Raw genomic sequence first — 500 nt, 5'->3', positions numbered from 1 at the left:
GGAACTTTTTTGATAAACTTTGAGCGTGACACGGACAGAGATTGGAACTTATACGGGCTTTCTCCACTGCGGCAAGCCCTCCACTCCAACCGATGGAAACAGCCGGAGCTGGAGCAGGCGGCAAGCGAATTTCTCTGGGGAAAATATCTTAGCAATGACCCTCTGAAAATGTATGTGGCGTTCCGTATTTGGAACAGCTATCTGCTTGCCAGAGAACCCCGTGACCGTAACGCTGCCTGTGACCGCTTCATGGATAAAATGAGCAGCTTGACCGGGGTATTCCATAACGAAGCCATGAGCTTTGACAGGGAGACAGGAAAACCGAAACATTTTCAAGCTGGCAGCCTTTATTTCAAAGGCGCACCGTCAGAAGATACCCGGCTTGACCTCTGGTTCCCGGACAACCGGCGCACAGAAGAATGTGTGTCTGCCTATGCGTCCCTCTACCCGTTGATTACCTATTATCTGAACAGGCTGAATGACTGGGGGCTTTGCTTCCG

Annotated in this window: 1 pseudogene; it reads left to right on the top strand. The window is 51.0% G+C overall.

The features are described from left to right. Positions 1-500 (top strand): annotated as a pseudogene (locus tag PG766_RS16880) (hypothetical protein); the annotation flags it as partial.

This window comes from Coprococcus sp. LG101-27 (assembly GCF_027695515.1).
GTDB classification, from domain to species: Bacteria; Bacillota; Clostridia; order Lachnospirales; family Lachnospiraceae; genus Allocoprococcus; species Allocoprococcus comes.
Note: the sequence above shows the minus strand (reverse complement) of the source record. Positions and strands in the feature narration are given on the sequence as shown.